At 71.7% G+C, this 18,231-nt stretch carries 21 protein-coding genes; 9 read left to right on the top strand and 12 right to left on the bottom strand.

The features are described 5' to 3' along the window. Positions 1-2: 2 nt before the first annotated feature. Positions 3-668: a dihydrofolate reductase family protein gene (locus AB0A63_RS32650; protein WP_360398016.1), complete on the top strand. Its 666-nt coding sequence runs from the start codon at positions 3-5 to the stop codon at positions 666-668. Here AB0A63_RS32650 and AB0A63_RS32645 read toward each other — a convergent pair. Both AB0A63_RS32645 and AB0A63_RS32640 read right to left on the bottom strand, forming a co-directional pair. Further along, a complete protein-coding gene (locus AB0A63_RS32645; RefSeq protein ID WP_360398014.1) occupies positions 646-1,050 on the bottom strand; it encodes a DoxX family protein in 405 nt (134 codons plus the stop codon). The two genes, AB0A63_RS32650 and AB0A63_RS32645, sit on opposite strands and share 23 nt — an antisense overlap. Next, positions 1,043-1,681 carry a CDP-alcohol phosphatidyltransferase family protein gene (locus AB0A63_RS32640; protein ID WP_360398260.1) on the bottom strand — a complete coding sequence of 213 codons (639 nt, stop codon included), beginning with the start codon at positions 1,679-1,681 and terminating at the stop codon, positions 1,043-1,045. The genes AB0A63_RS32645 and AB0A63_RS32640 overlap by 8 nt, the downstream gene beginning before the upstream one ends. A gap of 179 nt (positions 1,682-1,860) precedes the next feature. Between AB0A63_RS32640 and AB0A63_RS32635 the strand changes: the two genes are divergently transcribed. Next, positions 1,861-2,844 carry a zinc-binding alcohol dehydrogenase gene (locus AB0A63_RS32635; RefSeq protein WP_360398012.1) on the top strand — a complete coding sequence of 328 codons (984 nt, stop codon included), beginning with the start codon at positions 1,861-1,863 and terminating at the stop codon, positions 2,842-2,844. After that, on the top strand, positions 2,831-3,523 hold the full coding sequence (locus tag AB0A63_RS32630; RefSeq protein WP_360398010.1) for a creatininase family protein: 693 nt from the start codon (positions 2,831-2,833) through the stop codon (positions 3,521-3,523). Before AB0A63_RS32635 ends, AB0A63_RS32630 begins: the two co-directional genes overlap by 14 nt. Here AB0A63_RS32630 and AB0A63_RS32625 read toward each other — a convergent pair. Genes AB0A63_RS32625 through AB0A63_RS32610 form a run of 4 tightly spaced genes read right to left on the bottom strand, consistent with a single transcriptional unit; the run spans position 3,437 to position 6,537 of the window. Continuing rightward, entirely contained in the window at positions 3,437-4,399 is a 963-nt protein-coding gene (locus tag AB0A63_RS32625; RefSeq protein ID WP_360398008.1) for a lysylphosphatidylglycerol synthase transmembrane domain-containing protein, read from the bottom strand. The genes AB0A63_RS32630 and AB0A63_RS32625 overlap by 87 nt on opposite strands. Beyond that, positions 4,399-5,181: a class I SAM-dependent methyltransferase gene (locus AB0A63_RS32620; RefSeq protein WP_360398006.1), complete on the bottom strand. Its 783-nt coding sequence runs from the start codon at positions 5,179-5,181 to the stop codon at positions 4,399-4,401. The genes AB0A63_RS32625 and AB0A63_RS32620 overlap by 1 nt, the downstream gene beginning before the upstream one ends. Then, positions 5,178-6,149, bottom strand: a complete 972-nt coding sequence (locus AB0A63_RS32615; RefSeq protein WP_360398004.1) for a glycosyltransferase family 4 protein — start codon at positions 6,147-6,149, stop codon at positions 5,178-5,180. Before AB0A63_RS32615 ends, AB0A63_RS32620 begins: the two co-directional genes overlap by 4 nt. After that, the gene (locus tag AB0A63_RS32610) at positions 6,127-6,537 is read right to left on the bottom strand and encodes a 6-carboxytetrahydropterin synthase (RefSeq protein ID WP_360398258.1); all 411 of its coding nucleotides are present in this window, start codon (positions 6,535-6,537) and stop codon (positions 6,127-6,129) included. Before AB0A63_RS32610 ends, AB0A63_RS32615 begins: the two co-directional genes overlap by 23 nt. 75 nt (positions 6,538-6,612) lie before the next feature. On the opposite strand from AB0A63_RS32610, the gene ribA reads away from it, so the two are divergent. Further along, on the top strand, positions 6,613-7,263 hold the full coding sequence (gene ribA / locus AB0A63_RS32605; RefSeq protein WP_360398002.1) for a GTP cyclohydrolase II: 651 nt from the start codon (positions 6,613-6,615) through the stop codon (positions 7,261-7,263). Between the two features lie 42 nt (positions 7,264-7,305). Here the strand turns inward: ribA and AB0A63_RS32600 are convergent, their stop codons facing one another. The 3 genes from AB0A63_RS32600 to AB0A63_RS32590 are packed head-to-tail and all read right to left on the bottom strand — an operon-like array spanning position 7,306 to position 8,893. Next, positions 7,306-8,250 carry an NAD(P)-dependent alcohol dehydrogenase gene (locus AB0A63_RS32600; RefSeq protein WP_360398000.1) on the bottom strand — a complete coding sequence of 315 codons (945 nt, stop codon included), beginning with the start codon at positions 8,248-8,250 and terminating at the stop codon, positions 7,306-7,308. Continuing rightward, the gene (locus tag AB0A63_RS32595; protein WP_360397998.1) at positions 8,247-8,471 is read right to left on the bottom strand and encodes a helix-turn-helix transcriptional regulator; all 225 of its coding nucleotides are present in this window, start codon (positions 8,469-8,471) and stop codon (positions 8,247-8,249) included. The genes AB0A63_RS32600 and AB0A63_RS32595 overlap by 4 nt, the downstream gene beginning before the upstream one ends. Continuing rightward, positions 8,468-8,893, bottom strand: a complete 426-nt coding sequence (locus tag AB0A63_RS32590; RefSeq protein WP_360397996.1) for a hypothetical protein — start codon at positions 8,891-8,893, stop codon at positions 8,468-8,470. The genes AB0A63_RS32595 and AB0A63_RS32590 overlap by 4 nt, the downstream gene beginning before the upstream one ends. Before the next feature lie 168 nt (positions 8,894-9,061). Here AB0A63_RS32590 and AB0A63_RS32585 point away from each other — a divergent pair, with 168 nt between their 5' ends. Next, a complete protein-coding gene (locus AB0A63_RS32585) occupies positions 9,062-9,928 on the top strand; it encodes a serine hydrolase (protein WP_360397994.1) in 867 nt (288 codons plus the stop codon). Here the strand turns inward: AB0A63_RS32585 and AB0A63_RS32580 are convergent. Together AB0A63_RS32580 and AB0A63_RS32575 are read right to left on the bottom strand one after the other, a co-directional pair. Then, complete coding sequence (locus AB0A63_RS32580; protein ID WP_360398256.1) at positions 9,925-10,263, bottom strand: MmcQ/YjbR family DNA-binding protein; 339 nt, start codon at positions 10,261-10,263, stop codon at positions 9,925-9,927. The genes AB0A63_RS32585 and AB0A63_RS32580 overlap by 4 nt on opposite strands. 79 nt (positions 10,264-10,342) lie before the next feature. After that, positions 10,343-11,233 (bottom strand): DMT family transporter, encoded by an 891-nt coding sequence (locus AB0A63_RS32575; RefSeq protein ID WP_360397992.1) that lies wholly within the window; start codon positions 11,231-11,233, stop codon positions 10,343-10,345. A 43-nt stretch (positions 11,234-11,276) separates the two neighbouring features. Here AB0A63_RS32575 and AB0A63_RS32570 point away from each other — a divergent pair, with 43 nt between their 5' ends. Genes AB0A63_RS32570 through katG form a run of 3 tightly spaced genes read left to right on the top strand, consistent with a single transcriptional unit; the run spans position 11,277 to position 15,393 of the window. After that, entirely contained in the window at positions 11,277-12,641 is a 1,365-nt protein-coding gene (locus tag AB0A63_RS32570) for a PLP-dependent aminotransferase family protein (protein WP_360397990.1), read from the top strand. 37 nt (positions 12,642-12,678) lie between these two features. After that, positions 12,679-13,113: a Fur family transcriptional regulator gene (locus AB0A63_RS32565; RefSeq protein WP_360397988.1), complete on the top strand. Its 435-nt coding sequence runs from the start codon at positions 12,679-12,681 to the stop codon at positions 13,111-13,113. A gap of 18 nt (positions 13,114-13,131) precedes the next feature. Next, complete coding sequence (katG, locus tag AB0A63_RS32560; RefSeq protein ID WP_360397986.1) at positions 13,132-15,393, top strand: catalase/peroxidase HPI; 2,262 nt, start codon at positions 13,132-13,134, stop codon at positions 15,391-15,393. 62 nt (positions 15,394-15,455) lie between these two features. Here katG and AB0A63_RS32555 read toward each other — a convergent pair whose 3' ends face one another. Beyond that, on the bottom strand, positions 15,456-16,493 hold the full coding sequence (locus tag AB0A63_RS32555) for a DUF6461 domain-containing protein (protein ID WP_360397984.1): 1,038 nt from the start codon (positions 16,491-16,493) through the stop codon (positions 15,456-15,458). Between the two features lie 212 nt (positions 16,494-16,705). Between AB0A63_RS32555 and AB0A63_RS32550 the strand changes: the two genes are divergently transcribed. Continuing rightward, complete coding sequence (locus AB0A63_RS32550) at positions 16,706-18,208, top strand: beta-xylosidase (RefSeq protein ID WP_360397982.1); 1,503 nt, start codon at positions 16,706-16,708, stop codon at positions 18,206-18,208. Positions 18,209-18,231: the final 23 nt, after the last annotated feature.

Here is an 18,231-nt window from a genome sequence, read left to right as displayed (position 1 = left end):
GCGTGACCCGCCCGCACGTTCTGCTCAGCGTGGCCGTCAGCCTCGACGGCCACATCGACGACCGCGGCACCGAGCGCTTCCCGCTTTCCAACGCCGAGGACTTCGACCACGTCGACCGGATGCGCGCGGAGTCGGACGCGGTCCTGGTCGGGGCCGAGACGTTGCGGCGCGACAACGCGCGGCTGCTCGTCTACAGCGAGGAGCGGCGCGCGCGCAGGGTTGCCGGGGGGAAGCCGGAGTTCCCGTTGCGGGTGACCGTGACCAGGAGCGGCCGGCTGGACCCCGGGCTGCGCTTCTGGCACTGCGGCGGGGAGCGCCTGGTGTACTCGCAGGCCCCGGTCACCACGGTCGGCCACCTGGCGGAGACGAAGACCTTCGGCGAACTCCCCGAAATCCTGGACGACCTCGGCGAACGCGGTGTGCGGAAGCTGATGGTCGAGGGCGGCACGAGCGTCCACACGGCGTTCCTGAGCGCCGGGCTGGCCGACGAGATCAGGGTGGCCGTCGCGCCGATGCTGATCGGGCAGGCGACGGCCCCGCGTTTCGTGAACCCCGCCGAGTTCCCCGGTGGACCGGCCCGCCGGTTCCACCTGGAGGACGTCGAGAAGGTCGGGGACGTCGCCGTGCTGCGCTACTTCCCGAAGGTCACTTCTTCTTCGCGAGGCTGAGCGCGCCGAGGACCTGCTCGCGGCGGTAGACCGCGATCACCAGCGCCCACACCATGAACAGGAGCGGCATCTTCGCGTCGTCGAGGCCGCCGTTGGTCACGAGGAACACCTCGGTCAGCGCGGCGCCGGCCATGATGCCCGCCAGCGCGAGCGCCGCGAGGCCGCAGATGCGCGGGACCAGCAGACCGACCGCGGTGGCGATCTCCAGCACGCCGGTGAAGTACCGGAACCACTGGCCGAGGCCGATGTCGTCGAACTTCGCGACGAACTGGTCGGTGAACAGCGAGTAGCCGTTCAGGAAGAACTGCACGGCGAGCGCGATCTGCAAGATCCAGACGACGACGTTGCCGACCTTCGCCGCGGTGGAGGTCTGCTCAGACATGGCGGGATTCTCCCACCACGGCAGCGCCGTTGTGCCACAGCCAGAGCACATCGCGACCGAACGACCACACCAGCGACACCAGCGCGAGACCGACGAGCACGCCCGCGAACGGCAGCAGCCCCGACGCCGCCACGACGAGGACGATGCCCTGCACCGCCGCCACGACCTTGCGCGCGTAGCTGGCCGGAAGTGGCGCGTTGAGCCAACGGAACTTCCACGACGCGGCGACGAACGCGTACCGCATGAGCCCGATCGCGAGCACCCACGGACCCGTGTGGACGGCCACGTACGCGCTCAGCACCAGGATCAGGAACGCGTCGACCTCCATGTCGAACCGGGCGCCCAGCGCGGTCGACGTGCCCGTGCGGCGCGCGACCTGGCCGTCCACCCAGTCCAGCGACAACGCGACCGCCGCCAGCGCCACGACCAGCGCGACCGGCACGTCCTGCCCCGCGCGGTCGGCGACCAGCGCCGTGACCGCGCCGACCAGCAGGCCGCGCGCCAGCGTGACCCGGTCAGCGGGCCCGAGGGAGGCGATGCGGTGCCGTTGCACGCCATAGCCGAGGAACGCCCAGGTGGCGAACCCGTAGGCCAACCCTGCGGCCCACCCGAGCGGCCCGAGCCCGACCATCGCCGCCACGACCACCAGCAACGCGACCTGCGCCCCCGCCCACACCCCCGGTTCGAGGGGAACGTAGGACTCCCGCGTGCCCCTGAGGGGAACGCGGGGCCCCCGCGTGACAGCGGCGGAGGTGCGGGTGTGCTGGAGTGTGGTCATCAGTGGCCCCTAGCGCGGCGGAGGTGTTGTGAGTGACACGTACGGCGGATGCCTTTTGGCTCAATGAGTCCGGAAAAGGGGAGGTTCGGCCGGTCGAGCTGGCCGGACCGGGTCCGGGTGAGGTCGAGGTGCGCACGCTGTTCTCGGGGGTCAGCCGGGGCACGGAGACGCTCGTGCACCGCGGCGGGGTGCCGGAGAACCAGTACGCCACGATGCGGGCCCCCTTCCAGGACGGTGACTTCCCGTGGCCGGTCAAGTACGGGTACCTCAACGTGGGCGTCGTCGAACACGGACCGGCGGACCTGCGCGGGCGGACGGTGTTCTGCCTCTATCCACACCAGACCCGTTACGTGGTCCCGGAATCCGCGGTCACCCCGGTGCCGGACGGCGTTCCCGCCGCTCGCGCGGTGCTCGCGGGGACCGTGGAGACGGCCGTGAACGCCGTGTGGGACGCACGCCCGTTGATCGGCGACCGGATCGCGGTGGTCGGCGGTGGCATGGTCGGGTCGAGCATCGCGGCGGTGCTCGCGACGTTCCCCGGCGCGCGGGTCGAGCTCGTCGACGCCGACCCCGGCCGCGAGTCGGTCGCCCGGCGGCTCGGGGTCGGGTTCGCGCTGCCGGACGCCGCTCTCGACGGCTGTGACCTCGTCTTCCACGCGAGCGCGACGGAAGCCGGGCTCACCACGGCGTTGAACCTGCTCGCACCGGAGGGCCGGGTGATCGAGCTGAGCTGGTACGGCGACCGGCGCGTCGCCGTGCCGCTGGGCGAGTTCTTCCACTCGAAGCGGCTCACGATCCGCAGCAGCCAGGTCGGCGTGGTCGGCCGGCCCGACCGGTCGTACGCCGAGCGCATGGCGCTCGCCCTGGACCTGCTCGCCGACGAGCGGTTCGACGCGCTGATCACGGGTTCCAGCGCGTTCGAGGAGCTGCCCGAGGTCATGCCGAAGCTGGCCGCCGGGGAGATTCCTGCGCTGTGCCACCGGATTGACTACGGTCGGGGCCATGTTCCCCAGTGACACCACCGCCGACGTCCGCGGGCAGCGCGTGGCCGTGCTCCCGGTCGGCAGCACCGAGCAGCACGGCCCGTTCCTGCCGCTGGCCACGGACGCGGTGATCGCCTGGACGATCGCGTCGAGGATCGCCGAGGCGTACGACGTCCGGCTGCTCGCGCCGGTCCAGTTCTCCTGCTCGCAGGAGCACGCCGACTGGCCGGGGACCGTCAGCATCTCCGCGCGCACGCTGGTGTCACTGGTCACGGACATCGCGGACTCGTTGCGGCACAACGGGGTGGAGCACCTCGTGCTGGTGAACGCGCACGGCGGCAACTACGTGCTGTCGAACGTGGTGCAGGAGTCGACCGGGATGGCGCTGTTCCCCGGCCGCGACGACTGGGCGTTCGCGCGGGAGAAGGCGGGCATCGAGACCTCGGCGTACAGCGACATGCACGCGGGTGAGCTGGAGACCTCGATCCTGTTGCACGCCCACCCCGATCTGGTCCGTCCCGGCTTCGAGTCCGCCGACCACCTCGCGGAGGACCGGCGGCACATGCTCACCCTGGGTCTGAGGCCGTACACGTCCTCCGGTGTCGTCGGGCGGCCGTCACTGGCCTCAGCGCGCAAGGGCGAGCTGGTGCTCGCGGGGCTGGTCGAGTCGTTCCGGCATCACCTCGACCTGGCCGACGGTCTTGCGCCGTGAGGTGAGCAGGACGACCGCGCCGGGCAGGCTCGCGACGAGGGCGAGCACGCCGTAGACGATGCCGGTGGTGAACCCCTGCTGGGCGCCCAGCCCGGCGGCGCCGAACGCCACCGCGAGGAACGCCTCGCGCGGGCCGAACCCGCCGATGTTGACCGGGATCGCCATCACCAGCAGCGCGACGACCACGACCGGCGCGAGCTGCGTGACCGTGGCGTCCGACCCGGCGGCGCGAGCGGCGACGAGGAACAGCGCGACGTACCCGGCGACCGCTCCGGCGGAGAGCACGACGACCGCGGGCCAGGTCTTGAGCGACAGCAGCCGGATGCCGTCCGCGAGCGTGTCGACCAGCACCCTCTTGACCGGTCCGACGTGCCAGCCGAGGACGGCGAGCACCGCCAGACCGGTGAGCACGACGGCGACCGTGGTCACGTCCGGTGCGAAGCCGAGGCCGGGGGCGGGGTGGGTGAGGAACACCGCGACCCCGATCCCGATCAGCACGAACTGGCCGGCGAACCGTTCGAAGAACACGGCGCGCACGCCCCGTCCCACGTCACCGGACTCGCGCCCGTGGTGCACCGCGCGGTGCACGTCGCCGAGCACGCCCGCGGGCAGCACGGCGTTGACGAGCTGGGCGCGGTAGTAGTCGCCGACCGCGGTCCGCACGGTCAGCGGCAGGCCGAGGCGGCGCGCGACGAGCACCCAGCGACCCGCGCTGAGCAGCGTCGTCGCGAACCCGATCGCGAGGGCTGCGGCGACGGAGAACGCGTCGATCGCGCGCAGCCCGTCGAGGAACGCCCCGGTGCCCAGGCGCAGGCCCAGCCCCACGAGGATCGCCACCGCCACCAGCAGGCGGAGCCACGGCCAGAAACGTTTCATCACACAGCTCCAGGTAGGGCCAGCAGGTCGACGTGGTGGACCACCGCGGAGGCCTCCGACCTGCGGCGCAGGTACTCGGACGCGGCCGGGGCGAGTGCGGGTTCCTGCTCGACCGCCGCAGCGACCCAGCCCCTGAGCCATTCCCGCTGCAGGGCGTCACCACGCGTGCGCCACGGGCTCTGCGCCGTCCGCACCGCCGCCCCGAGCGCCGCGAACGCCTCCTGCGCGGCGGCCGGTGCGTCCGGCCCGAGCAGCGCGCGCCCGTCCACCACCCGCCGCTGGTGCGCGTTGAACGCGTCCTGGAAGGCGGCGTCGAGCGGCTCGGCCGGGTCGAACTCGACCCGGCCGGCCACCGAGAGCGTGAACAAGGCGGGCACATGTGCTCCTACGCAGGCCGCGGCCAGAGCGTTCACCTCGGCGGCGGTGAGCAGGTCGAGCAGCGCGGAGCAGGTGACCAGGTCGGCACCCGCGAGGTCGGCGGCGGTGAGCGCGGTGAGGTCGCCCTCCCGCGTCTCGGCGGTGACGTTCTCGACGGCGTTCATGCTCGCCCGCGCAAGGCCGAGCAGCCGGGGGTCGCGGTCGTGCAGCACCCAGTGCTGCTGCACGCCGCCGAGCTTCCCGGCGAGCCACCGGCCCATCGATCCCGTTCCACACCCCAGGTCACGGATCGTCAGCGGGGTTCGGTTCACCCGAGTTCCGCGGAACACGTCCACGAGCTCCGTCGAACGTGCGCGTGCGTCGGCGGTTTCCCGCAGTGCCAGCCATTCCGGCGCGAAGGTCATGGCCGCAGACTAGCCAGCACCCTCCGCAGGCCCTGCGCAGATTCGTCCCAAGTGGACAGATGAGCCCTTCTGGACCGCGCCCTGCGCCGGAGCTCCGCGCGGAACCGGTGATCTTCGAACCAGCGCGTCAGTGCAGCTGCGAAGGCGTTTTCGTCTCCCGGCGGGAGGAGCAGCCCGCCGGTGCCGAGCGCGTCCGGGACGGCGCTCGCGATGACCGGCAGGCCGTGCGCGAGGGCCTCGGTGACGACCATGCCCCAGGTCTCGTTCCTGCTCGCCAGCACGAACAGGTCGGCGTTGACGTAGGCGCTGGTCAGTGCCTCGCCGGTGAGCGGTCCGGGGAAGCTGACGCGGTCGTCGCGCGGGATCTGGTGCAGGAACGGGCGGTGCGGGCCCACACACGTCAGCCGCCAGTCGTGGTTCGTCCTCTGCAACGCTCTGACCAGGACGTCCTGGCCCTTGCGCGGTGTGATCGACGCGACGCAGAGCAGGTTCGTCTTGCCGTCCGTGCCGGTGGCCGGCGGCGCCGGGTCCGTGCCCGGGACGACGACGTGGACGTGCTCCAGCCCATGCCTGGTCTTGATGTCACGCGCCGCCGTCGGACTGGTCGCGATGACAGCTGCGGCGGCGCGCAGGACCTGTCGTTCCCGCTCGTTCAGGTCGTGCGCGGTCATCGGGTCGAGACCGGTCTCATCGGCCAACGGCAGGTGCACGAGCACGGCGAGCCGCAGCCGCCGTGCGTGCGGCACGACCACTTCGGGCACACCGCAGCTCACCAGTCCGTCGAGGAGGACCACCTCCCCGTCCGGAACGCCCGCAAGCGCTTGCTCAAGCGCTCCGCTGTCACGCGGACGCGGCCAGTCACCAGCGACGGCAATCTTGTGCAGGCCGTCGCCGACCCGGAGGTCGTAGACGTTGCCGCCGCTGGGACTGCCCGGATCGGCGACGTCAGCCGGCAGTACGAAGTGCACGTTCGTAGCTCGCCCACGCCACGTGCGACTCGTGGAGTGTGACGGTGATCCCATCGATGCCGTGAGCGCCCTCACCGAGCGCCCCCGCCGCGATGGCGTCGGCGAGCTGGTCGGCGATGTGCTTCGCGAGCCACTCCGTCGACGTGTTGATGCCCGCGAACTGCGGTTCTTCGTCGAGGTTGCGGTAGTTGAACGCGGCCAGGACCTTGCCCAGCTCCTGGGTGGCGAGTCCGATGTCGACGACGATGTTGTCGGCGTCGAGCTCAGCCCGTTTGAACGTTGCGTCCACCAGGAACGTTGCTCCGTGCAGACGTTGTGCCGGACCGAAGACCTCGCCGCGGAAGCTGTGGGCGATCATCACGTGATCGCGGACGGTGATGCTGAACAGGATGACCTCCGCTGTGCGGCCGGGTTACGGTGCGACGTCAGGCCCGAGCGTAGTTGACCGCCCGGGAGGAACCTGGTGACGAGGGGACCCGAGATGTTCGAGCAGGCCTTCACCGACGAAGACGTGGCGGAGTCCGACCTGGTGACCCGCCGCGGCACCTTCCGCGCGATCGCCTTCCGCGCGGACGGCCACGAACACATGGCACTCGTCTACGGCAAGACGAAGCTGCGCGAGAACGTCCTCGTCCGCATCCACTCCGAGTGCATGACCGGTGACATCTTCGGGGCCATGCGCTGCGAGTGCGGCGAACAACTCGACGCCGCGCTGAACACCATCGTCCGCGAGGGCAGCGGCGTGCTGGTTTACCTGCGTGGCCACGAAGGCCGCGGAATCGGTTTGGTGGCAAAGGTCCGCACCCATGTGCTGCAAGACGCCGGCATGGACACCCTCGACTCGGCCACCTCCCTCGGCCTGCCCGTCGACGTCCGCGACTACTCCCCCGCCGCCCGCGTGCTGCGGCACCTGCGCGTGCGGTCCGTCCGCCTGATGTCCAACAACCCCGACAAGATCGCGGCCCTGGAGGACAACGGCATCGAGGTCGCCGCCCGCGTGCCGCTGCTGATGCCGCCCAACCCGCACAACATCGCGTACCTGACGGCGAAGCGGGACCGGCTCGGGCACGACCTGCCGCAGGTCGACTCGTTCACGCTGCCGCACGCGCGGTGAGCATGCGCGACGGCACCGCGTGACCACCGGCGGGATCGGCGGTCAGATCGTGACGACGACCTTGCCGGGTGACCGTCGCGAGTGGACGTGCTCGATCGCCTCGACCGCCGCCGCCAACGGGAAGGTGCGGCCGACGGCCGGTCTGACGTGGCCCGCCTCGACGAGCACGCGGAGCTCCTCGAAGACGTCGGCGCGTTCCGCGGAGGCCAGCGCGACGAGCTTCTGCGGGACGAACGCGTTCAGCGCCATGGCCCGCAGCGACCGGTCGAACCCGCCGAACAGCGGTTCGGCCGTCTCGGAACCGACGATCACCACCGTGCCGTGCCGTCCCACCGCCTTGCGCAGCCGGGACAGCGAACGGTGCCCGCCGCAGTCCAGCACCAGGTCGTAGGTTCCGGTGAAGTCCGCGACCGTGTAGTCCACGACCTCGTGCGCGCCCAACGAGCGCACCAGCTCCACCTTGCCCGTGCTGCACACACCCGTGACGTGCGCGCCGAGTGACCGGGCGATCTGCACGCCGTACGACCCGACGCCGCCGCCGGCGCCCAGCACCAGGACCCGCTGGCCCGGCTGGACCGAGCGCAGGCCCTGCACCGCGGTCCCGCCCGAGATCGGCAGGGCGGCCGCCTCCGTGAACGAGAGCCCCGCCGGTTTGCGCGCCAGCCGGGAGACGGGGGCGACGGAGTACTCGGCGAAGGCGCCGTCGCAGGTGCCGAACACCTCGTCGCCGACGGCGAACCCGGTCACGCCGGGGCTGGCCGCCGCGACCACACCGGCCACGTCCCTGCCCGGCACCGGCGACTTCGGGCCGCGGAACCCGAACCCGATGACCCGCACCAGGTAGGGCTGGCCGGTGAGCAGGTGCCAGGTGCCCATGTCGACCCCCGCCGCCCGCACCTCCAGCAGCACCTCACCCCGCCCCGGCACCGGCACGTCCAGGTCACCGAGCACCGCCGACCCGTATCTTCGCTGCACAACGGCTTTCACGTCGTCTCCTCCTCCGGGTACTGGAACACCTCTTCGAGCGGGACCCCGAACACGCGCGCTATCCGGAACGCGACCTCCAGCGAGGGCGAGTACCGCCCCTGCTCGACGGCGATCAGCGTCTGCCGGGTCACGCCGATCGCCGCGGCGAGGTCGGCCTGCGTCATCTCGCCGTGCGCGAACCGCAGCGCGCGGATGGAGTTCGTGACCTTCGTGGGCTTCACAGCACGCCCTGCCGGTAGGCGCCGAGCTTCGCCGCGGAGCCGAGCACCGCCGACAGCACGAAACCCAGGTACAGCACGTTCGCGATCCAGAAGTGCGGCGCTTCCACCATGGCGAGCACCAGCGCGGACATCCCGCCGATGACCACGAACGACTGGCCCACGTGGTCACCGAACCGGCCGATCTCCCGGTCCCGTTCGTCGACCTGGAGCCCGCCCTCGCGCCGGGACGCGATCCCGAACCAGATGCCCGCCACGATGCCGGCGACGATCCCCGACCCGATCGTCCACAACGCCGCGCCGACGTACGGCGCTTCGGCCAACGGCCGTCCATCGGCACCTGTCAGCACCAGCACCACGTACACCGCGTACCCGACCAGGGCGACGATCCCCATGGCCCACGCGCGCTTCTCCTCCACCGCCACGGTCCCGCTCCTGATGTCAAAGAAACCTGACATCATCAAGGTAAAACGAACCCGACACCGTGTCAAACATCTTTGACTCGAAGTCGGGTTCAGCCACAAAACGCGCAGATCGGACGGTCTGCCGTCCGGCGGTCGACGCCACCTGGCCGGGTGTCTAGGGTGCGGCTCATGCTCCGGCCGATCCTCGTTGCGTGCGCGCTCGCCCTGACGGCCTGCGGCGCCGCCGTGACGGCCGAGACCCCGCTCCCCGCTCCCCCGACCGGCGCCGCCCACACCCCTGCCGCGGCGCCGCTCGTGGCCACGCCCCCGGCGTGCCCGCTGCCCGACAGCGGCTTCGAATGCGCGTTCCAGCAGCGCATCCAGGCCGCTCAGCAGTACGCCGAGACCCGGCCCGGCACCGTCGGCATCGTCCTGCGCGACCGTGAGAAAGGTGTGGTCTGGCGCAACGACCACGCCGGTGACGAGGTGTGGACGGCCTCGACCATCAAGCTCGCGATGGCCGTGAACCTGCTCGAACGCCACCGCGCCGGCCAGATCCGCCTGAGCAGCGAGGACCGCCGCCTGATGACGGCGATGCTGCACAGCTCCGACGACGACGCGACCGACACGCTGTGGAAGCGCTACAGCGGCACGACCTTCAACGCCGCGTTCCCCCGGTACGGCATGACCGGCCTCGTCGCCCAACGCGGCTACACGAGCGCGTTCCCCTACTGGGGCTTTGAGAAGTGCACCGCCGACGACCTGGACCGCCTGGTCAACCACGTCCTCGACCAGGTGAACCCGGATGACCGCGCCTACCTCGTCGAGCAGATGCGCGGCGTCGGCCCCGAACAGCAGTGGGGCGTCTGGGGCCCCGACTCCGGCGCGAAGAACGGCTGGTCGGAGGAGGACAGCGGCTGGGTGATGAACTCCGTCGGCTTCGTCGGCCCCGGCCAGCGGTACACGCTGGCCATCATGAACGACCTCGGCCGCGAGGGCGGCTACGACGAGGGCCGCGCCACCGACACGGAGATCACCCGCATCCTGTTCCGCTAGCCCGCGCGGACACCGCCCGCGAGGTCGGGGACCTGCGCGACCAGCTCCTCCGGCGCGGACAGCCGCCACGCCTCGAAGACCAGCTCGGCCAGCTCGTCGGCCCCGACGCCCTCCAGGTGCACCACGACCCAGCCGAAGCCGCCCGAGGTGAACTGCACCTCGAACACGTCCGGGCGTTCGGCGACCAGCGCCTGCTGCTCGGACAGCGTCTGCCGCAGACCGGCGGTCCGCGTGCGCGGCCAGTAGTAGCCGAACACCTTGCCCCGCACGCGGAAGGTGTCGTACTGCTGCCCCTGCGAGCGGTGCGCCTCGGTGAGCGCGCCCGCGATGCCCAGGAACTCGTCCGGTGTAGCCACTGCCGACCCCCAAAGCCGAAGGGGTGCAGTATAGGGCCGCGGTACGACACCCAGGCGGTCAGCGCACGGCCGGCTCCGGCACGGACTTCGTTGACACCACACGGCTTCGTTGCGTCAGCACCACGCACACGAGCACCACCGCGGCGGTCACGAGCGCGGGCCAGCCGACCGGTTCGCCGAGCACCAGCGCGGCCCAGCCCAGCGACAGCACCGGCTGCGCCAGCTGGAGCTGGCCGATCTTCGCGACACCGCCCGCGGCCATCGCGGCGTACCAGGCGACGAAACCGAGGAACATCGAAACCGTTGTCACGTAACCGAAGTTGAACCACACGGTGCCGGTGGCACGGGAGAAGTCCGCTGTCCACACCGCGACCGGGATGGTCACGGGCAGCGCGACGACCAGCGCCCAGCAGATCGTGCGGGCGCCGCCGAGCTCGCGGGACAACGCGCCGCCTTCCGCGTAGCCGAGGCCGCACACCACGACCGCGATCAGCAGGTACGCGTCGGCGGTGCCGAACGACCCGGAGAAACCACCGCCGGCCGCCAGGAACGCGAGCACGGCGAGCAGGCCAGCGCCGCTGGAGAGCCAGAACGCGACGGGTGGGCGTTCGTGGGCGCGCAGGACGGCCCAGATCGCGGTCGACATGGGCAGCACGGCGATGACGACGGCGCCGTGCGCGGAGGTCTGCGTGGTGAGGGCCAGGGACGTGAAGAGCGGGAAGCCGACGACGATGCCGGCGGCGACCACGGCGAGACGGCGCACCTGCGCCCTCGACGGCAGCGGCGCACGCGATAACGCGAGGTAGCCGATCGCGAGCAGGGCGGCACCGGCGGCACGGCCGAACGCGACGAACCACGGGTCGAGTCCCTGCACGGCCAGCCGGGTCGCGGGCAACGAGTAGCTGAAGCCCAGCACGGCGAGTGCGCCGAGCGTTACCCCCGGAGGCACGATAACGTTACTCTTGGCTCTCATGAATGAGGATAACGCAGCGATGCGCGTTATCGAGGACCTGAGGGCGGCGGCACGGTCAGGGCGCGCGGGCGACCGGATGCCGTCGGTGCGCGAGCTGATGGCGCGGCACCGGGCGTCGCCGGCGACCGTGCAGCAGGCCATCCAGCGCGTCGCGGCCGAAGGGCTCGTCGAGGTCCGGCCGGGCCGCGGCAGCTTCGTCGCCGCACGCGCGAGCGGGCCGGGCGGGCAGGACCTGTCGTGGCAGTCCGTGGCGCTGGGCGAGGGACGGCCGGGCGAGGACCTGGTGGCGAACCTGGTCGCGGTGCCGAGGCCCGAGGTCATCCAGCTCTCCAGCGGGTACCTCGACCCGGACCTGCAACCCGTGGAGGCGCTCGGCGCCGCGCTCACCAGGGCCGCGCGCCGGCCGGCCGCGTGGGGGCGGGTGCCGGTCGAGGGCAGGGAGGAGCTGCGCGCCTGGTTCGCCAGGGAGGCGGGCGGCGAGCTCAGGGCGGGCGACATGACGGTGTGCGCGGGCGCCCAGGAAGCGCTCGCCACGGTGTTCCGCGGGCTCGGCGGACGGGGTGACACGGTGCTCGTCGAGTCGCCCACCTACCTCGGTGCGATCGCGGCGGCCAGGGACGCGGGGCTGAAGGTCGTGCCGGTGCCCGCCGACGCGGACGGGGTGCGCCCGGACCTGCTCCAGGCCGCTTTCGCGCACACGGGCGCCAAGCTCTTCTACTGCCAGCCGTTGCACGCGAACCCGCACGGCGGCGTGCTGTCCGCCGAACGACGGCCCGAGGTCATGCGGATCGTGGCCGCGGCCGGGGCGTTCCTGGTCGAGGACGACTGGGCGCGCGGCTTCACCGTCGACGGCACGGCGCCGCCCACACTGGCCTCGCAGGACACCGACGGCCACGTCGTGCACGTCCGCTCGCTGACCAAGATCGCCGCACCGGGGCTGCGGGTCGCGGCGATCGGCGCGCGCGGACCGGCCGGGCGGCGGCTGCGGACCACCCGGTCGCGGCAGGACCTGTACGTCGCGGGACCGTTGCAGGAGGCGGCGATCGACTTCGTGACGTCCCCGGCGTGGCGGCGGCACCTGCGCTCGCTCCAGCAGTCGCTGCGGTCGAGGCGGGACGCCCTGCGGACCGCGCTCGCCACGCACCTGCCCGACTTCACGGTCGCGCCCTCGTCGGGCGGCTTGCACCTGTGGGTGGGGTTGCCGGAGGGGCTCGACGACGTGGAGCTGACGACCGCCGCCGCAGCCCGTGACGTGGTGGTCTTCCCCGGACGGCCGTGGTTCGCGGCTGAACCGCCCGGCAACTTCCTGCGTTTGACCTACGGGGGCGCACCGGAGCACGCGCTGGTCGAGGGCGTCCGGCGATTGTCTGACATCACTCAATAACTTGACTCATTCCAGAAAAGCGGGCAGGGTGGCGTTCGTGCCCACGGCTTCCGAATTCGAGCGCATGTTGCGCGGGGCGTCACTGCGGGTGACGGCTCCGCGGATGGCTGTGCTGTCCGCGGTGCACACCCACCCGCACGCCGACACGGACTCGATCATCGGTGTCGTGCGCCAGAACCTCGGCGCGGTCTCCCACCAGGCCGTGTACGACGTGCTCCGCGCGCTGACCGGAGCAGGACTGCTGCGGCGGATCGAGCCGCAGGGATCGGTAGCGCGCTACGAGGCCCGCGTCGGGGACAACCACCACCACGTCGTATGCCGTTCCTGCGGCGCCATCGCCGACGTCGACTGCGCCGTCGGCCACGCGCCGTGCATGGACGCGTCCGACGACCACGGTTTCGTCATCGACGAGGCCGAGGTCATCTACTGGGGCACCTGCCCCGAGTGCACGACCGCCGCGAAGAGTTCCTGAACACCCGGAAGGATTCCTGTGTCAGACAGCACTGACGCCAAGGTGAGCGAGCTGAACGAGGAGGAGGCCGGCGGCTGTCCCGTCGCGCACAGCCGGCGCAGCCATCCCACCGAGGGCGGTGGCAACCGCGACTGGTGGCCCAAGCAGCTCAACCTGCGGATCCTGCGCAAGCACCCCGTGCAGGCCAACCCGATGGGCGGGGACTTCGACTACGCGAAGGAGTTCCTGACCGTCGACCTCGACGAGCTGGCGCGTGACGTCGACGCCGTGCTCACCGAGTCGAAGGACTGGTGGCCGGCCGACTTCGGCCACTACGGCCCGTTCATGATCCGCATGGCGTGGCACAGCGCCGGCACCTACCGCACGCACGACGGCCGCGGTGGCGCGGGCGCGGGCATGCAGCGCTTCGCCCCGCTGAACAGCTGGCCGGACAACGGCAACCTGGACAAGGCCCGCCGCATCCTGTGGCCGGTCAAGAAGAAGTGGGGCCGCAGGGTCTCGTGGGCCGACCTGATGATCTTCACGGGCAACCGCGCGCTGGAGACCATGGGCTTCCAGACCTTCGGCTTCGCCGGTGGCCGCGCGGACGTGTGGGAGCCGGACGAGGACGTCTACTGGGGCCCGGAGACCGAGTGGCTCGGCGGCGACACCCGCTACAGCGGTGAGCGCGACCTGGAGTCCCCGCTGGCCGCGGTCCAGATGGGTCTGATCTACGTCAACCCCGAGGGCCCGAACAGCAACCCGGACCCGTTAGCCGCCGCCCGCGACATCCGCGAGACGTTCGGCCGCATGGGCATGAACGACGAGGAGACCGTCGCGCTGATCGCCGGTGGCCACACCTTCGGCAAGGCGCACGGTGCCGGTGACCCGTCGCTCGTCGGCGCCGAGCCCGAGGGCTCGCTGATGGACGCGCAGGGCTTCGGCTGGATCAGCACGCACGGCACCGGCAAGGGCCGCGACGCCATCACCTCGGGCCTCGAGGTGACCTGGACGCAGCAGCCGACCAAGTGGACGAACCTGTTCTTCAAGAACCTGTTCGAGTTCGAGTGGGAGCTCACCAAGTCCCCGGCCGGCGCCCACCAGTGGAAGCCGAAGGGCGACGCGGGCGCCAACACCGTGCCCGACCCCGAGGACGGCACGCTCAACCGCCAGCCGATGATGCTGACCACGGACCTCTCGCTGCGGGTCGACCCGGTCTACGAGCCGATCTCGCGCCGGTTCGCCGAGGACCACGAGGCGTTCGCCGAGGCGTTCTCGCGTGCGTGGTTCAAGCTGACCCACCGCGACATGGGCCCGATCCAGCGCTACCTCGGCCCGCAGGTGCCGCAGGAGGAGCTGCTCTGGCAGGACCGCGTGCCGGCCCGCGACCACGAGCTGATCTCCGCCGAGGACGTCGCCGCGCTCAAGGCGAAGATTCTGGAGACCGGCCTGTCCGTCTCGCAGCTGGTCAAGACCGCGTGGGCCTCGGCCTCCACGTTCCGCCAGAGCGACAAGCGCGGTGGCGCCAACGGTGCCCGCATCCGCCTCGAGCCGCAGCGCGGCTGGGAGGTCAACGAGCCCGACCAGCTCGCGCAGGTCCTGCGCACGCTGGAAGGCGTGCAGGAGGCCTTCAACAGCTCCGCGACCGGCGGCAAGAAGGTCTCGCTGGCCGACCTGATCGTCCTCGGCGGTGCCGCGGCGATCGAGCAGGCCGCCAAGGCCGCCGGCCGCGACGTCGAGGTCCCGTTCCTCGCCGGCCGCACCGACGCCACGCAGGAGCAGACCGACGCCGAGTCGTTCGCCGTGCTGGAGCCCAAGGTCGACGGTTTCCGCAACTTCGGCAGCAAGGCCAACCCGCTGCCGTCGGAGTACCTGCTGATCGACAAGGCCAACCTGCTCGGCCTCTCCGCGCCGGAGCTGACCGTGCTGGTCGGCGGCCTGCGCGTGCTCGGCGCGAACCACGGCGGCTCGACGGCCGGTGTGCTCACCGCCAAGCCGGAGACGCTGACCAACGACTTCTTCGTCAACCTGCTCGACATGGAGACGGAGTGGAAGTCGGTCACCGAGGACGAGGAGAACTTCGAGGGCCGTGAGCGCGCCACCGGTGCGGTGCGCTGGACCGCGACCCGCAACGACCTCGTGTTCGGCTCGAACTCCGAGCTGCGCGCCGTGGCCGAGGTCTACGCCAGTGACGACGCCGCCGACAAGTTCGTCGCCGACTTCGTCGCCGCGTGGAACAAGGTCATGAACGCGGACCGCTACGACGTCCACGAGGGTGTCACCCAGCCCGAGAACGGCTGATCGCTCCCACCACCCGGTGCCCCCCGGCCGACTCCGGCCGGGGGGCACCGGCGTGTCCGGGGTCAGCCGGCGTGCTGCGGCGGCACCCGAGGCCGTGGCTGCCGCAACCGCACCGCTTGGTGGGCGTTGTAGCGGCCGCCGACCAGAGCCGCGAGCGGGTCGTCCGCCCGGAGTGCGACGACAGCGGCCCGTGCGTGGGCCCGCGCCTCGACCTCGCGTTCCGCCACGGGTTCGGTGTCGCGCTGACGGACCGCGGCCTGGAGGCGGGCGACCGGGTCGAGGTCCGGGTCCGGTGGTGCGGCGCGGTCCCAGCGCAGCTCCATGACCCGTCGGTGGTCCCGCAGCACGTCGTCGACCGTGGCCTCGGGTTCGACACCCGCCGCCGCGCAGGCGGTGCGCGCGACCTCCTCGGCCGCGGCGCGGACCTCGGCCTCCCGCGCGGTGGTGGCCCACGCCAGCAGGCCGGGTTCGTTGACGTCGAGCCACTGCCTCGGGTCGCTGGGCCGGAACCGCCGCAGGTCGACGACCACGGACGCGAAGTGCGGTCCGGCCGCCCACTGCTCGGTGAGCCGCACGCCCGACACCCGTTCCACGAACGCGAGCGACTCCGCGCACATGCGGTGCGCGTCGTCGAACTCCAGGCCTTCCAGGTACGGCACGAGCGCGGCGGGCCGTTCCTGCCGCAGGACGAAGTCGAACGCCCCGAGCAGCTCACCGTCGTGCGCGAGGCTCAGGGTGCTGTCGAAGTTGACGTTCCAGAACGCCGAGGCCGCCACCGTGCCGGCGGACAGGCGTTCCAGCACCTCCCGATCCGCACCGTGCCACCCGTTGTCCTCGACCAGCAGCACCCAGCCGTCCACCTCGTCGGCGAGGACCACCGGCAGCTCGTCGGGGTGAGCGCCACCGGAGCGCGCGTTCACCTCGCCCAGGTCGGCCCTGCGTTCGCCGGGGAGGCCGTCGAAGCGGCGCAGTGCCTCGCCGACGGACAGGCCGCGCACCGCGGTGAGGCAAAGCGCATCGGACGGCAGCAGACCGCAGGACAGCACCCGGTCGTAGTGGTCGGTCGCGTCGGCGCGGACCACCGGCTCTGGCAACGACATGGGGGCCACGCTGGCACACCGGCGCGGCTCCCGGCTAACCCCGCTGCGCACCCGGTGGTCCCGCAGGCCGTCCGGATCACGGTGTTGCGCAGCGGCGTTGCCCGCGGAACACGGCCTCGCACCCGCTAACCGCAGGTGGACCGGCCGGGCGGGAAACAGCCCGCTACCAGGTTCTTCACCCGTCTGGAGGACTTGATCACTATGATGGGTGCGTGCCCCTGAGTCGCCGACCTCTTCCGCTGCTCGCTGCGCTGGCGCTCCTCGGCGCGGTCACCGCGTGCACCGATGCGGCCGCCGGCGACCCCGTGGCGGTCACGAGCGAGGGCAGGCCGACGCAGACCGGCGCGACGCGCAAGGCACCACCGGCGAGGAACCAGCTCGACCTGAAGACGGAGAACGCCCGGCAGAGCCCCGGTGTCGTGATCGCCGGCTCCGGTGACGCGCCGTACAACTACGGGCCGGCCGTGATGCTCGAAGGCGGCAAGGTGCGCGCGTGGTGGTGCAGCCAGCTCAGCGCCGCGCCCCCCGGCGGCGACGACGTCCTCTACAGCGAGGGCGGGGCGCTGGACGGGCCGATGAGCACCGCGGTCCCGGTGTTCTCCGGCAGCGGCACCAGCTTCGACGCCATGCACACGTGCGACCCGTCGCTGATCAAGATCGGCGGCACCTACTACATGTACTACACCGGGGCGGCGCGCGACAACCACGCGAACGGCAGCTCCGTCGGCGTCGCCACCAGCCCGGACGGCCTGAGCTGGTCACGCGCGAACAACGGCCAGTCGATCATCGGGCCGGCCGGTGACGTGATCCGGGAGAACACCTACGGCGCGGGCCAGCAGTCCGCCGTCTACCTCGACGGCTGGGTGTACCTGATGTTCACCGACACCACGGGCCTCGCCTCGCACCAGAACGGCGCGGGCCAGTACGTGCTGCGGTCGAAGGACCCGACGTTCGCCACCGGCGTCGAGGCGCTCGGCCAGTCCGGGTTCCAGCCGGTGCCGGCGACGAACAAGCCGCGCACCCGGTCGGTCGTCGAGGCGTTCAGCGCCGACTGGATGTGGATCGACGCGGCCTCGACGTGGGCCATCGCGCACTCCACCGACGACGGCACGACCATGACGTTCTGGAACAAGGACTTCACCCGGCACCCGTTCAAGCCGGTGCTCATCCCCGGCATCTGGCGCGAGGGCCCCGGCCTGGTGCGCACGCCGCAGGGCCACGCACCGGTCAACGGCGCCGACCCGTGCGGCCGGGTGGCGCTGGACGTGCTGCGGTCCACGGTCGACGGTCCCGGGAACGCGCCCACGAACATCATCCGCTTCGGCCTCGACGCGGTCGGCCTCAAGGGCTGCACCACGGCGGACGAGGCGAGCGCGCTCAACGGCTTCGCGCTGCCGTCACCGGAACGCACGGTCGACGTGGTCATGGGCGGCAAGGTCGTGCGGTTCGAACGCCGCTCGGTCGCGGAGAAGTTCGCCCGCGCCGTGCTGCCGGACCGCCCGGTCGGCGTCGACCAGCTGAAGGTCGCGGCGCAGGTGCCCGCCGGTGCGCCCGCGGTCGCCAACCCAGAAGGCGTCGTCGGGCTGCTGCTCGAGAACAAGCTGTGGGTGATCGGCTCGGTGGAGGTGGCGACCCTCAACTCGTCGGCGGTCAAGCAGGTGTCCGCTGAGCAGTGGGAGCGCTACGAACGCCACCAGGACCTCGCCGCGCGCTGACCGGTACCTTCACCCCTGAATTC

The sequence above is a fragment of the Lentzea sp. NPDC042327 genome (assembly GCF_040647275.1).
Taxonomy (GTDB): domain Bacteria; phylum Actinomycetota; class Actinomycetes; order Mycobacteriales; family Pseudonocardiaceae; genus Lentzea.
Note: the sequence above shows the minus strand (reverse complement) of the source record. Positions and strands in the feature narration are given on the sequence as shown.

Coding starts and splice junctions, on each gene's coding strand:
- AB0A63_RS32555 (WP_360397984.1), bottom strand. CDS start 16,493: ATGTCGTTGCCAGAGCCGGTGGTCCGCGCCGACGCGACCGACCACTAC.
- AB0A63_RS32645 (WP_360398014.1), bottom strand. CDS start 1,050: ATGTCTGAGCAGACCTCCACCGCGGCGAAGGTCGGCAACGTCGTCGTC.
- AB0A63_RS32570 (WP_360397990.1), top strand. CDS start 11,277: ATGCGCGTTATCGAGGACCTGAGGGCGGCGGCACGGTCAGGGCGCGCG.
- AB0A63_RS32630 (WP_360398010.1), top strand. CDS start 2,831: ATGTTCCCCAGTGACACCACCGCCGACGTCCGCGGGCAGCGCGTGGCC.
- AB0A63_RS32620 (WP_360398006.1), bottom strand. CDS start 5,181: ATGACCTTCGCGCCGGAATGGCTGGCACTGCGGGAAACCGCCGACGCA.
- AB0A63_RS32640 (WP_360398260.1), bottom strand. CDS start 1,681: ATGGTCGGGCTCGGGCCGCTCGGGTGGGCCGCAGGGTTGGCCTACGGG.
- AB0A63_RS32585 (WP_360397994.1), top strand. CDS start 9,062: ATGCTCCGGCCGATCCTCGTTGCGTGCGCGCTCGCCCTGACGGCCTGC.
- AB0A63_RS32625 (WP_360398008.1), bottom strand. CDS start 4,399: ATGAAACGTTTCTGGCCGTGGCTCCGCCTGCTGGTGGCGGTGGCGATC.